This window comes from Kitasatospora sp. NPDC029367, from assembly GCF_055569135.1.
The window spans coordinates 1-12,559 of record NZ_JBVHYH010000069.1; the positions used below are offsets into that span (position 1 = coordinate 1).

Sequence of the window (12,559 nt, forward strand, 5' to 3'; positions counted from 1 at the left end):
CGACCTCGGTTGGTTAAACATGCTGGGCGGTCGTGCCCACTGCTTGCGGCGCACCCCTTTTGGGGGGGGGGGGGGTGGGTGGTGGGGGGGGGGGGGGGGGGTGGCCCCCCCCCCCCCCCCCCCCCGACACCGCCACCCCCGCCGAACGGGAGGATGCGCCACGGAGGTCAGGCGGCGAAGCCGCCGTCCACCGACAGTTCCGCGCCGGTGACGTAGCGGCCGTCCTCGCCCACCAGGTAGGAGACGGCGCCCGCGACCTCCGCCACCGTGCCGTAGCGGCCGAGGGCGACGAAGCCGCGCTGGAAGTCGGCGGACTCGCCGTCGGCCGGGTTCATGTCGGTGTCGATCGGGCCCGGGTGGACCAGGTTGGCGGTGATCCCGCGCGGGCCGAGCTCCCTGGCCAGCGCCTTGGTCAGGCCGATCAGCGCGGCCTTGCTGGTCGCGTAGAGCGCGGCGCCGGGGAAGACGACGCGCTGGGCGATGCAGCTGCCGATGCTGACGATCCGCCCGCCCTCGGTCAGGTGCGGGACGGCCGCCCGGGCGTACAGGTACGGCGCCCGGACGTTCACCGCCAGCACCCGGTCGACCTCCTCGACCGTGCTCGCCTCGATCGGCCCGCCGGCCCCGACACCCGCGTTGTTGACCAGTACGTCCAGCCGCCCGAACCGCTCGACGACCGCCGCCACGGCCGCCTCCACCGCCACCGGGTCGGCGCTGTCGGCGCGCACGGCCCAGCCCGTCCGCCCCATCGCGGTGATCTTGGCGACCACCTCCTCGGCCCGCTCGGCCGAGCCCTGGTAGGTCAGCGCCACGTGGGCGCCGTCCTCGGCCAGCCGCAGCGCGACCGCGGCCCCGATCCCCCGGCTGCCACCGGTCACCAGGGCCACCTTGCCGTCGAGCGCTGCCGCACCGTTCATCGTCATGTCCTCGGATCTCCTTGTGCACCGTTGTTCCGATCGCGTCCCGGCCGGGTGCCGGCCGGCGTTCCGCTCTCGGTGGGTGAGTCGATCCTGTTCCGGATTCCTTGACGTCTCCGGCGGTATTCGGACGTTGCGTTCAACGTTCAACTACGACTCCGCGCGCCCCGGAGGTACGACCGCCCGCCGGTAGTACGACCCGACCGCCGGCTGCCCGGTCCAGTTCGGCCCGGCCGACGGGTCGGCACCCGCGTACTCGAACGGCAGCGCGACCGGCCGTCCGCCGTCCAGGAGCAGTAGGTGACGGCGCGGGCGGTACTCGAACCCGGCCGCCCGCAGCGCGGCCAGCACCGCCCGGCCCGCTCCGGAGCCGTCGGGGCGGCGCACCGACTCCGGGTCGAAGTGGGCGGCGAAACGGCCGTCCGGGCTCAGCCAGGAGGCGGCGCGGGCGATCGCGCCGAGCTGGTCGCCGAGGTAGTGCAGCCCGTGCACACAGGTGATCAGCTGGTACGACCGCTCGGGCGCCCAGTCGGCGAGCGCCGCCGTCACCAGGCGGAGCCGGGCCCCGGCCGGCGGGACGGCCGCCACGACGGGCGGCGGGACCAGCGGTCCGACCAGGTCCACCCCCGTCAGCTCGGCGCCGGCGGGCAGCGCTGCGGCCGCCTCGACCAGCGCCCGGCCCTCCCCGCTGCACAGGTCCAGCCAGCCGGGCGCGGCGCCGCCGTGCTCCCGGAGCCAGGCGGCGGGGTCGAAGCCCAGCTCACGGGTGTAGCTGTTGACGCCGCGGAGCCCGCGCCCGCGGTTCATCGTGCTGTTGGCCACCACGGAGGAGGCGGTGAGCGCACTGTCATCGATCAGTCGGACCATCGGACGACCCTATCGACGCGGAAGCCCGGCACTCCGAAGGGCCCAGGCGCGAGGACGCACCCGAACGCGCCGAACGGCCACCCCGCGCAGGGGTGGCCGCCGGAGCGCGCCGGATCTCACCGGATCTCACCGGTGGGCGGTAGAGCGTCAGACGGTCAGCGTCTGCCCCGGGAAGATCAGGTCCGGGTCGGCGCCGATGGTGCGGGCGTTCTTGCTGTACAGGCCGTCGGTGTCGACGCCGAACTTGGCGGCGATGTCGCTCAGCGTGTCACCGCTGCGGACGGTGTACGCGCCACCGGCGGTGTTCTTCTCCGCCGCCGGAGCGGACTGCACCGGCTTGGCCGACGGACGGCCCTGCGGGGCCTGCGCGGCGTTCGGCTTCGCCTTCGGAGCGGCCGCCTTCGGAGCCGCCTGCTGGGCGGCCTTGGGGGCCGCCTTCGCGGCCCGCTTGGCCGGCTTGGCGGCGCTCGCGGGCCGGTCCGCGGCACCCGAGCCCGCCGAGGTGTCGACGGCGGCCGGCGCGCCGCCCCTGCTCAGGCCCGCCTTCTGGGAGCACACGGGCCAGGCGCCCGGCCCCTGTGAGGCGAGCACCTTCTCGGCGACGGCGATCTGCTGCGCCCTGGTCGCCTGGTGGGCCTGGGGAGCGTACGCGGTTCCGCCGTACGCGGCCCAGGTGGAGGGGGTGAACTGCAGTCCGCCGTTGAAGCCGTTGCCGGTGCTGATGCTCCAGTTCCCGCCGCTCTCGCACTGGGCGACGGCGTCCCAGGTGGAGGAGGGTGCGGCGGAGGCCGAGGTGGCCGTGACGAGGCCGGCCACCGGCAGGGCCGCGACGGCGGCGCCTGCGACGACCGCCATCCGCAGGCGGTTGCGCTTGCTGGTGGTGGTCTCGGTGGCAGCGGCGGTCTCGTGACGGGAAGTCATGAATGTCCTCTCGACAAGCCCCGGGCGGGCAGGCGGAACCAGGCCCGGGACACGGGCCGGTCGGTTGCGCTCACCTCACTCGTCGGGCGGCCGGCCACGTGTCGGACGTGCCGTGCCGCCCCGGCCACCTCCACTCGCCGACGGCCTCTTCGAGCCGGTCTCGTCGGCGGGCACCGCCCTCGCGCCGGGGGTCAGTCGGCGGGCCGTGCGTCGGGGTGAACCCGGGTGGCGCTCGTTGCGCCGCCAAGAAAGCTAGGGGCACATCCGGGGCTCAGCAAGCAATTCTTGGTTCTCGCAGGTCAGTTGACTGTTACCGGCGGTATCGATCAAGAAACTGCGCCCGGTTCGACCGCATTTGACCGCATTTCAGGGATCGGACGATCAATTTCCGTGCCCTCGCTCACATCTGTCCGTTCGTGAACTCCCGCACACCGTCGACCGTCCGCGATCAGGAAGTGACGGATCGTCACCAGGACATCCGGAGTTCCCGGTTCGGACCACCGGTCGAGTGGGATCCGTCACCGACGACACGCTCCGCGACCACGCGACCCCGCTCAGCTACGGCCGTCGAGCTCCGCGTCCCGCGCCAGCAGCGCCGCCTGGACCCGGTTCTCACAGCCCAACTTGGCCAGGATCCGGCTGACGTAGGTCTTCACCGTCGCCTCGCTCATGTGGATCCGGGCCCCCGCGTCCGCGTTGGACAGGCCCTCCCCGAGCAGCGCCAGCACCTCCAGCTCGCGCCCGGTGAGCACCTCCAGCCGGCGCCGCGCCTCGGCGCTGCGGGTGGCCGCCGAGCTGCTGCGCCCGGCGGCCAGCGAGTCCACGATGTGCCGGGTGGCGGCCGGGGAGAGGAAGGCGTTCCCACCGGCCGCGGCCCGCACGGCCTGGATCAGCTCGTTCGGCGCGGTGTCCTTGAGCAGGAACCCGGCGCCGCCCTCGGTCACGGCGCGCAGGACGTTCTCGCGCTCCCCGAAGGTGGTGAGGATGATCGCCCGTGCGCCGGGCGCGACCCTGCCGAGCTCCCCGAGCGCCGTCAGTCCGTCCATCACCGGCATCTGGATGTCCAGCAGGACGACGTCCACCCGGTGCGCCCGGGCCAGCTCCAGCGCCTGCCGGCCGTCGGCGGCCTCCGCGACCACCTCGATGTCCTCGGCCGACCCGAGGATCATCCTGATCCCGGCCCGGATGAGCGGCTCGTCGTCGGCGACGAGGACTCGGATCACGCTGGTCATTCCCCTCGAACGGTGGTGCGGCTGGAACCCCATCCTCACATCCCGGCCGCGCCCGCCTCCCGCCCGGGGCCCGGCGGAACCAACCGGCACGGCCCCGGGCGCCCGGACGGCACGACGGCACGGCGGCGTCAGCCGGTCACGTACTCCACCTTCTCCACCAGCACCCCGCCCTTGAAGCAGAACCGCGCCACGCGGTTGTCCGACCAGGAGTCGCCCTGGCCGTCCTTCGCCAGCGAGAACCAGCGGCAGTGCGAGTCCTCCGGCCGGGGCGGCCCGGCGGACTGGAAGTCGGAGGTGAAGAAGTCGTTGCCGGGCGGGAGCTGCCGCAGCACCTCGCCCCGCGAGTCGCCCACCTGGATCCGGTCGTAGACCGACTGCTGCACCGTCGCGTCGTTGGCGCCCCGGACGAAGGCCACCACGCCCCAGGCCACCAGGCCCGCCAGGATCAGCGTCACCGCGCCCACCCCGGCCGCGCAGCCGAGCGCCGGGCGGCGCCGGGCGCCCTCCGCGCCGTCCACCGGCGGCAGCCCGCCGACCGCCCAGTCCTCCTCGGCCGCCAGGGCGGCGGCGCCCTCGGCCTCCGCCCCCTCGTACGGGAGGACGGCGGCCAGCCGGAAGCCCCCGTCGGGCGTCGGGCCGGCGTGCACCATGCCGCCGACCAGCCGGGCGCGCTCCCGCAGGCCGGTCAGCCCCTGTCCGCCGCTCACCACCGGCCCCGCGCCGGCGCGCGCGCCCACGAGCTCCGGCGCGCGGGGGTTGGTGACCTCCACCACCAGGGCGTCCGGCTCGTACCGGAGCGCGACCGCGATCGGCGCGCCGGGGGCGTGCTTGTGCGCGTTGGTGAGCGCCTCCTGCACGATCCGGTACGCCGCGTGGTCGACCGCCGCCGCGAGCGGCCGCCGCTCGCCCTCGACGCCGAGCTCCACCACCGCCCCGGGCGCCCGGGAGGACTCCACCAAGCCCTCGATCCCGTCGACCCCGCCGCGCGGGGCCGCCGGCCCCTGGGCGCCGACGACCGCGGGCGGCAGCGCCGTCGACTCGTCGTGCAGCACCCCGACCACCTCGCGCAGCTCGCGCATGGCCGCGACCGCCGCCTGCCGCAGCACCCCGACCGCCTCCCGCTGCCGGTCGCCGAGGGTGCGGTCCACCTCCAGCGCGCCCGAGTGCACGGAGATCAACGCCAGCTGGTGGCCCAGGCTGTCGTGCATGTCCTGGGCGATCCGGTGCCGCTCCCGCAGCCGGGCCTGGTGCACCACCATCGCCCGCTCGCGCACCAGCTGGTCGTTGCGCTCGCGCAGCGCGTCCAGCAGGGCACGGCGCTGCGCCCGGTAGCGGCTGTAGAGGGCGGGCAGCGCGGCGAAGACCAGGAAGACGCCGAGCGACAACCCGATGATCAGCTTGGGCGAGTACGAGGCGCCGTCCTTGAGCATCCCGAACATGGAGAACATCAGGTAGCTCAGCACGAAGGCACCGACCAGCCGCCACACCCGGCCGATCCGCGCCCCGGCCACCCAGCCCGCGCACACCAGCAGCGGGAACGGCCCGAGCGACCAGCCCGCCAGCGTCCCGGCCAGCACCAGCACGGTCGCCGGGAACCCGCGCCGCAGCAGCCACAGCGCGGCGACGGCCAGCCCGAAGGGCACCGCCAGGTCGCTGGCGGCGAGGAGCTCCAGCAGGGCCGCCAGCAGGCCCATCAGCAGGGCCGCCACGGCCTCGCCGACCACCCGGCGGGGGCGCCAGGGCCCCGGGAGGGCCGTCCGTACCGCTTTCGACCAGGCCCGTGCGATTGCTTCCACCCGTCGAGGCTAACCGGGTGACCGCCCCGGCCGCGGTCACCCTTCGTCGCCGCCCGGACCGACGAAAGTCGCCGCTCCGCCGCCGTCCGGGCTGCCCGGCCCGCTCTCCGGCTCGAAGGCCGTGAGCAGCAGCGCCACGTCGTCCACCCGCCCGGTCGAGCCGACCTCGCGCAACAGCCGCTCGGCCAGCTCCTCCAGCTCCTCCCCCGCCCGGCCGTGCGCCAGCGCCGCGCGCAGCCGGTCCACCCCTTGGTCGATCGCCAGCGCCGGGTCCTCGACCAGCCCGTCGGTGTAGAGGACCAGCAGCGACCCGGGCCGCAGCCGCAGCTCGCTGACCGGGTACACCGCCCCGTCCGCCACGCCCAGCAGCGGCCCGCCCGGCACGTAGAGCGCCTCGGCCCGTCCGTCCGGGTGCCGCAGCACCGGCGGGAGGTGGCCGGCCCGGCCGATCCGCACGGTGCCGTCGGCGGGGGTGAGGCGGACCAGGCAGCAGCTGGCGAGCAGCCCCGGGTCGAGGTCGAGCAGCAGTCGGTTGGTGCGGGCCAGGACCTGGCCGGGCGGCTCGCCGCCGCTGGCGAACGCCCGTACGGCGCTGCGCAGTTGGCCCATCGCGGCGGCCGCCCCGACGCTGTGGCCCTCGACGTCGCCGATCACCAGGGTGAGGTCGTCGCCGGTGACGATCGCGTCGTACCAGTCGCCGCCGATCTCCATGCCCTGGGTGCCGGGCAGGTAGCGGGCGGCGGTCCGGATGCCGGGCACCTGCGGGAGCCGGTGCGGCAGCAGGGCCTGTTGCAGGCCGCGGGCCAGCGTGAACTCGGCGTCGTACAGCCGGGCCCGCTCCAGGGCCTGGGCGATGAAGCCGCCGAGGCCGGTGAGCAGTCCGCGCTCCTCGACGGTGAAGGGGTGCGCCCGGTCGAACCCGAGGATGCAGCTGCCGACGGGACGCCCGGAGGCGATCAGCGGCAGGAAGGCCCAGGCGCCCATCTCGTCCAGGGCAAGGCCCGGGTAGGCGGCGGCGAGCTCGCGCACCGACTCGAAGAAGATCGGGGTGCCGGTGCTGAGCGCCTCCGCGCCGGGGACGCGGGCGTCCAGCGCGGTGCCCTCGAAGCCGTCCAGGAAGCCGTCGGGGTAGCCGCTCTGCGAGACCAGGTGCAGCCGCTGGTCGCGCACCGCGTAGATGGCGAGCTCCTGGCCGCCGAAGGCCGGCAGGAGCTCCTCGGCCACCGCCCGGCAGACGTCCCGCACGGTGACGGCCTCGGTGAGCGCGCCGGCCAGCTGGAGCAGGTGGTGGGTGCCGCCGATGCCGCCGCTGCTACCGCTGCCCGCACCGGCCGTGGCGGCGGGCGGCGCCACGGCGGTCGGCGGCTCGGCCGCGCCCGGCGGGGCCTCGGCGGCGACCACCCGGGCGGTGACGCCGTGCGGGTCGGGGTAGAGCGAGAAGGCGAGCCAGCCGTCCGGCGGGCGGGCCGCCAGGAAGGCGGTGGGCTGCTGGGAGATCAGGGCGGCGCGGTAGCGGTTCTCGTAGAAGGGGTCGGCGAGCCAGGGCAGCACCTCCCAGGGATGGCGGCCGACCAGCTGCTCGGCGCCGGCCCCGAGCAGCGGCTCGGCGGCCCGGTTGACGTAGCCGATCAGGCCGTCCGGGTCGAGCGAGACCAGGCCCTCGTGCAGCCGCTCGACGGCGGCGGCGGCCGCGGTCAGGGTGCGGACGTCCAGAACGGCGCCGACCAGGTGGGTCCCGCCGCCGGTGATCGCCCCGGGCACCCGGGCCCACAGCTCCACCGGGTACGGGCGGCCGCCCGGTCCGAGCACCCGCACCCGGGCCGCCAGCACCTCGCCGTGCTCCAGGGCGGTGCGGGCGGCGGCCCGGAACTCGGGCACGTCGCCGGGGGCGATCCGGCGGGTCAGGCAGCGCACCGTGCCGTCGAACTCGCCGGGCCCGAAGCCGAAGATCTCCCGGAACCGCACGTCCGCCGCGAGCACGCCACGGGCCACATCCCAGTCGAACAGCCCGACCCGGGTGGTCGGCACCGACGGCGGCGCCAGCTCCACCACGGCGGCGTCCCCGGCCGGCTCCACCGGCTGCCCGGCCGCCGCCACCCCGGCGAGCCCCGCGCCCAGCCGGGAGGCGACCGCCTCCGGCCGCCCGCCGTCCCCGGTCGGCACCCCGTCGTCCGAGGCCGGCCATAGCACGCTGAGCACCCCGAACCGCTCCCCGCCGTGCTCCACCGGCACGCAGACGGAGACGAAGTCGTACGGCAGCCCGACGGCCAGCTGCGGGAAGCGCCGCAGGGCGTCCTCGGAGTCGGACAGCGTGACGGTCCGCCCGGTCCGGAAGCAGACCGCGACCGGCAGCGGTCCGGCGGCCGCGACCCGACGGAACGGACTCATGATCGACAGCGGCACCCCGACGAGGGTCCGCAGCACCAGCGACCGCCCGTCCCGCGAGCGCAGGTGCACCATCGCCCCGTACGCCCCGGTCGACGCCAGCACCTCCCGGACGGCCTCCGCCAACAGCTCGTCCCGCGCGTGCGCCGCCTCCGGGCCCGCCGCACGGACCGGTTCGGCGTCCCCGCCGGTCGGCCGCGGATCGCGCATGCTCCCTTGCTACGTCCGGCCCGGAACCGTGTCAAGGCGAGCCCCGCCCGCCCCGGGCGGCCCACCGGCCCCAGCCGCACCGGCACGGACGCCCCGCTCGCCCGGCCGAACCGCTCCACCGGGCAGGTGACGCGCTACGGCAGACCGGTGAGGTCGACCTCCACCGGGTACGGCACCGCGGCCTTCACCAGTCCGGTGAACACCTCACCGGCCCGGTACACCCGGCTCGCCTCGTCCAACACACAGGTGTGGACGACCGGCACCCGGCCCGCCGCCTGCTCGACCCGCCAGTAGAAGGGAATTCCGGCCTGTGCGTACTGGTCGGGCTTGACCACCCGGTCGGTGGTCTCCGAGCCCGGCGAGACGACCTCGACCACCAGCAGCACCTGCTCCGGCCGGGCCGGCCCCTCGTCGATCGGGTCGGCCCGGTAGACCGCCACGTCCGGGCGGCGGTTGTCGAGCGGCACGTCCCGCAGCCGCAGGTCGAAGCCGCAGTCGGCGTTCCAGGCGGCCCCGCCCGCCTCGTCCAGGGCGTTCGCCACCAGCCGCGCGATCCGGCTGTGACGGGCGGAGCGGCTCGGACGGGCCACCACCGCCCCGCCGACGATCTCCACCTCGGCGCACTGCTCCTCGGTCCAGCCGTCGTACTGCTCGGCCGTCACGGTGGACATCCTCGGGCCTCCTGGGCGCGCCGGTACTCGTTCCGTCGGGCGCAGCGTAGGGGGCGTGTCTGACAATTCCCGCCAAGCGCACGACGGCCGTCGCCGCCTGGGATGGTTCGGGGGCCGTTCGATATCCTCCCCGGCGGGTGGTGGCACGGTGGCCGCCGGGGGTGGGAGTGAGGACCGGATGAAGTCGCCCGAGGGGCCCGTGCAGGACGCCGCCTGGCAGTGGGACGGGGAGGCGGACGGTGCGGACGCGGTGTCCGGGGACGTGCTCGGCGGTGGGGGCCCGGACGGCGGCGGTCCCCGGCTGAGCCGGCGCGGGCTGCTGATCGGGGCCGGGGTGCTGGCGGCCGGCGGGGCAGCGTGGGCGCTGGGCCGGGTGGAGGGCGACGGGCCGACGCCGTCGCCGTCGCCGAGCGGGCCGCAGCCCACCGCGACGTCCGGGCCGACGCCGCTGTGGACGTACCGGGGCCCGCAGGCGATGACCCCGGAGCGGCTGCTCGCCGCGCCACAGGGAGCGGCGTTCCTCTCCAAGGCGGGGTGGCAGGCCCTCGACCCGGACACCGGTCGCCCCGGACGGCTGCTGGTGTTCGACCCGCCGGCACCCAAGGACTGGCCGAGCGACCGGGAACTGCCCGCCGGAAAGGTCGCGGTCTGGCGCGACTACCTGTACACGGCCACCTCCCGGGGCCACCTGGACGCCCACCACCTCACCGACCCGGCCGCCGACTGGAGCCTTGCACTGCCCGACGAGCTGGACGGTCAGGTCCAGCTCACCTGCCTGAGCGCGGGCGTCCTCTACGGCTGCCTGTCGAGCTGGCCGCGCTCGGACGGCTCGGTGCCGAGCAGCCGGATCTTCGCCGTACGGCTGGACCATCGCTCCCTGCTCTGGTCCGTCGCGGTCGACCACCAGGAACGGCCCGTCGCCGCCACCGCCCCCTACGACAAGAACCTGCTGGCCTGCGTCCGGTCGACCGGCGAACGCATCGAGCTGGTGGTCCGGGACGCCACCACCGGCGAGCAGCTCTCGACCGCCGCCGTCAGCCAGGACCTCGGCTGGTGCGTCGCCTCCGGGGCGTCCTTCCTCGTCCCGGACAGCAACGGCGGGGTGTCCCTGCTCGGCCCCGACGGCAAGCCGGTCTGGAACCACACCGCCGCCCGGGGGGAGTCGTGGCGGGCCCTGCCGCCCGTCCCGGACGTCGCCCGGGTCCTCGTGCTGCGCAACGACGGCGTCGTCACCTGCCTCGAGCCCGGGACCGGCGCGGTGCTCTGGTCCGTCAGGCTGCCGTTCCTGCTGGACAGCCGCAGCCGTCCACTGGTCGTCGGCGGCACGCTGTACGTGCCCGGTCCGACGGCGGGCGGGGTGGCCGCGATCTACACCGCGACCGGCACGCCGGGGTGGACCTTCCACGACTCCGGCCCGGGCCGGGACGTCTGGAACCTCGCCGCCGACGGCTCCCACCTCTACGCCGGCCACGACGACGTCCTGCACGCGCTCCCGCTGACCTGAAACCGCTGGGCCGCGAGCGCCCCGGGCGGCAGGATGTCCTGGTGCAGGTACACCCGATCTCTCCCGACAAGCTGGCCGAGCTGCTCGCCGACCGGATCACCGAACTGCCCGGCGCCGGCGAGCGGTGGCTGCGGGTCGCCGTGGACGGCGCCGCGGCCGCCCGGCCCGAGCTGCTCGCCGACGCCCTGGTGGAGCCGCTGCGGCTGCGCGGCCGCCCGGCGCTGCGGGTGTCGGCGGCAGGCTTCCTGCGCCCGGCCTCGATCCGGCTGGAGTACGGCCACCAGGACACGGACGCCTTCCACGACCTCTGGCTGGACGACGGCGCCCTGCTGCGCGAGGTGCTGGACCCGTTGGAGCCGGGCGGCACCGGCCGGGTGCTGCCCTCGCTGCGCGACCCGGCCACCGACCGCTCGACCCGCGCCCCGTACGTCCAACTCCCGCCCGGCGGGGTGCTGTTGCTGGACGGAGCCCTGCTGCTCGGCCGCTGGCTGCCGTTCGAACTGAGCGTCCACCTGGCGCTCACCCCGGCCGCGCTGGCCCGCCGCACTCCGGCGGACCAGCAGTGGACGCTGCCCGCCTTCGCCCGCTACGAGGCGGAGACCGGGCCGGCCGAGGCCGCCGACCTCACCGTACGGGCGGACGACCCGCGGCACCCTGCCCTGGTCGAGCGGACCTAGCGGACCTAGCGGACGTAACGGGTGTGACGGGTGTAACGGTCCTGGGGGCCCGGGGCGGAGGCGGCCGTCGGGGCCGGCCCGCGCTGGCAGTACGGGCACCAGAACACCGCCCGGTCCCGCGGGGCCTCGCCCTGGCGCCCGGTCAGCACGGGCGTGACGCAGCGCGGGCAGGGGCGGCCCGCCCGGCCGTAGACCCAGTGCTGGTAGCCGGGGCGGGTGTCACCGGTGGTGATGTGGCCGGGGCGCAGCTTGTTGGCCTCCAGCATCTGCCGGGCCCGCTCCACCAGCCGGTCGGGGTGCGGCACCTGTCCGACCTCGGTCCACGGGGTGACCCCGGCGACGAAGCACAGTTCGTTGGCGTAGACGTTGCCGATCCCGGCCAGGTTGCGCTGGTCGAGCAGGGCCTCGACGAGCGGCCGGGCGGGGCGGGCGAGGAGTCGGCGGAGGGCTTCGACCGGGTCCCAGTCGGGGCCGAGCAGGTCGGGGCCGAGGTGGCCGAGGGCGCGCCCTTCGTCGCCGGTGCGCAGCAGTTCGACGACGGGCAGCCGGTAGCCGACGGCGGTGCCGTGCTCGGTGCCGAGGACGGCGCGGATCTGGAAGGCGGGGCCGCCGGTCCAGCGCTCGCCGGGGCGGTAGACCTCCCAGCGGCCGTCCATCCGCAGGTGGGTGTGCAGGGTGAGCCCGCCTTCGAGGCGGGTGAGCAGGTGCTTGCCGCGCGGGCGGACCTCCAGCACCCGGCGGCCGGCGAGCGCGGCGGTGGCGAGCGCCGGCACCCGCAGCTCGGCGCTGGTCAGCTGCTGACCGGCGAGGGCCTCGTGCAGCCGGGCCGCCACGCGGTAGATGGAGTCACCTTCTGGCATGTCTCCATTCTGGTCCGCGCGGCGGCCCGGTGCGCCACCGGCCCCTCGCCGCTACCTGGCCGCTACCCGGCCTCGACCTGGCCCTCCCGCACCACGACCACGGGGCAGGGCGCGTGCTCGGTGACGTGGCGGCTGACCGAGCCGAGCAGCACGCCGGAGAAGCCGCCGAGACCGCGGCTGCCGACGACCAGCAGCGCGGCGCCCTTGGCGGCCTGCAGTAGGACGCCGGCCCCGTTGCCGGGCATCACGCTCTCCCTGATCGACACCTCCGGGTCGGTACCGACGATCTTGGCGACGCTCTCGGCCAGGGTCTTGCCGGCCAGCTCCTCGGGGTTGAAGGACTCCCCGGTGGGGACGGCCGTCCCGCCCCAGCCGTAGAAGGCGGGGTACTCCCAGGCGGTGACGGCGTCGACCGTCCCGCCGACGGCCTTCGCGTAGTCGAGCGCCCAGCGCAGCGCCTGCTCCGAGGCGGGCGAGCCGTCGACGCCGACGACGATCCGGGGGTTGGCACTCATGCGG

The 12,559-nt window shown here is 75.7% G+C and carries 11 protein-coding genes; 2 read left to right on the plus strand and 9 right to left on the minus strand.

Annotation, left to right across the window (positions count from 1 at the left end; all coding sequences use genetic code 11):
* Positions 1-167: 167 nt before the first annotated feature.
* The 7 genes from ACZ4W5_RS29470 to ACZ4W5_RS29500 all read right to left on the minus strand — a co-directional run bounded on the left by ACZ4W5_RS29470 (position 168) and on the right by ACZ4W5_RS29500 (position 8,999).
* Positions 168-923 (minus strand): SDR family oxidoreductase, encoded by a 756-nt coding sequence (locus tag ACZ4W5_RS29470; RefSeq protein WP_465657924.1) that lies wholly within the window; start codon positions 921-923, stop codon positions 168-170.
* Positions 924-1,067: 144 nt separating this feature from the next.
* Positions 1,068-1,784, minus strand: coding sequence for a methyltransferase domain-containing protein (locus ACZ4W5_RS29475; protein WP_465657926.1), 717 nt, complete (start codon positions 1,782-1,784; stop codon positions 1,068-1,070).
* A 147-nt stretch (positions 1,785-1,931) separates the two neighbouring features.
* Complete coding sequence (locus tag ACZ4W5_RS29480) at positions 1,932-2,705, minus strand: transglycosylase family protein (RefSeq protein WP_465657928.1); 774 nt, start codon at positions 2,703-2,705, stop codon at positions 1,932-1,934.
* A gap of 554 nt (positions 2,706-3,259) precedes the next feature.
* Positions 3,260-3,928 (minus strand): response regulator transcription factor, encoded by a 669-nt coding sequence (locus ACZ4W5_RS29485; RefSeq protein WP_360234489.1) that lies wholly within the window; start codon positions 3,926-3,928, stop codon positions 3,260-3,262.
* Between the two features lie 137 nt (positions 3,929-4,065).
* A complete protein-coding gene (locus ACZ4W5_RS29490) occupies positions 4,066-5,733 on the minus strand; it encodes a sensor histidine kinase (protein WP_465657929.1) in 1,668 nt (555 codons plus the stop codon).
* 36 nt (positions 5,734-5,769) lie between these two features.
* A complete protein-coding gene (locus ACZ4W5_RS29495) occupies positions 5,770-8,328 on the minus strand; it encodes a SpoIIE family protein phosphatase (RefSeq protein ID WP_465657931.1) in 2,559 nt (852 codons plus the stop codon).
* 134 nt (positions 8,329-8,462) lie between these two features.
* On the minus strand, positions 8,463-8,999 hold the full coding sequence (locus ACZ4W5_RS29500; RefSeq protein WP_465657933.1) for a Uma2 family endonuclease: 537 nt from the start codon (positions 8,997-8,999) through the stop codon (positions 8,463-8,465).
* A 178-nt stretch (positions 9,000-9,177) separates the two neighbouring features.
* Here ACZ4W5_RS29500 and ACZ4W5_RS29505 point away from each other — a divergent pair, with 178 nt between their 5' ends.
* On the plus strand, positions 9,178-10,503 hold the full coding sequence (locus ACZ4W5_RS29505; protein WP_465657935.1) for an outer membrane protein assembly factor BamB family protein: 1,326 nt from the start codon (positions 9,178-9,180) through the stop codon (positions 10,501-10,503).
* A 41-nt stretch (positions 10,504-10,544) separates the two neighbouring features.
* The gene (locus ACZ4W5_RS29510) at positions 10,545-11,180 is read left to right on the plus strand and encodes a nucleoside/nucleotide kinase family protein (RefSeq protein ID WP_465657937.1); all 636 of its coding nucleotides are present in this window, start codon (positions 10,545-10,547) and stop codon (positions 11,178-11,180) included.
* 5 nt (positions 11,181-11,185) lie between these two features.
* Here ACZ4W5_RS29510 and ACZ4W5_RS29515 read toward each other — a convergent pair whose 3' ends face one another.
* A complete protein-coding gene (locus tag ACZ4W5_RS29515; protein ID WP_465657939.1) occupies positions 11,186-12,040 on the minus strand; it encodes a DNA-formamidopyrimidine glycosylase family protein in 855 nt (284 codons plus the stop codon).
* Between the two features lie 62 nt (positions 12,041-12,102).
* Complete coding sequence (locus ACZ4W5_RS29520; protein ID WP_360234429.1) at positions 12,103-12,555, minus strand: universal stress protein; 453 nt, start codon at positions 12,553-12,555, stop codon at positions 12,103-12,105.
* Positions 12,556-12,559: the final 4 nt, after the last annotated feature.

Excerpts from the sequence above, each read along its gene's own strand:
- ACZ4W5_RS29470 (WP_465657924.1), bottom strand. The coding sequence starts at position 923 with ATGACGATGAACGGTGCGGCAGCGCTCGACGGCAAGGTGGCCCTGGTG.
- ACZ4W5_RS29475 (WP_465657926.1), bottom strand. The coding sequence starts at position 1,784 with ATGGTCCGACTGATCGATGACAGTGCGCTCACCGCCTCCTCCGTGGTG.
- ACZ4W5_RS29480 (WP_465657928.1), bottom strand. The coding sequence starts at position 2,705 with ATGACTTCCCGTCACGAGACCGCCGCTGCCACCGAGACCACCACCAGC.
- ACZ4W5_RS29495 (WP_465657931.1), bottom strand. The coding sequence starts at position 8,328 with ATGCGCGATCCGCGGCCGACCGGCGGGGACGCCGAACCGGTCCGTGCG.
- ACZ4W5_RS29500 (WP_465657933.1), bottom strand. The coding sequence starts at position 8,999 with ATGTCCACCGTGACGGCCGAGCAGTACGACGGCTGGACCGAGGAGCAG.
- ACZ4W5_RS29505 (WP_465657935.1), top strand. The coding sequence starts at position 9,178 with ATGAAGTCGCCCGAGGGGCCCGTGCAGGACGCCGCCTGGCAGTGGGAC.
- ACZ4W5_RS29515 (WP_465657939.1), bottom strand. The coding sequence starts at position 12,040 with ATGCCAGAAGGTGACTCCATCTACCGCGTGGCGGCCCGGCTGCACGAG.
- ACZ4W5_RS29520 (WP_360234429.1), bottom strand. The coding sequence starts at position 12,555 with ATGAGTGCCAACCCCCGGATCGTCGTCGGCGTCGACGGCTCGCCCGCC.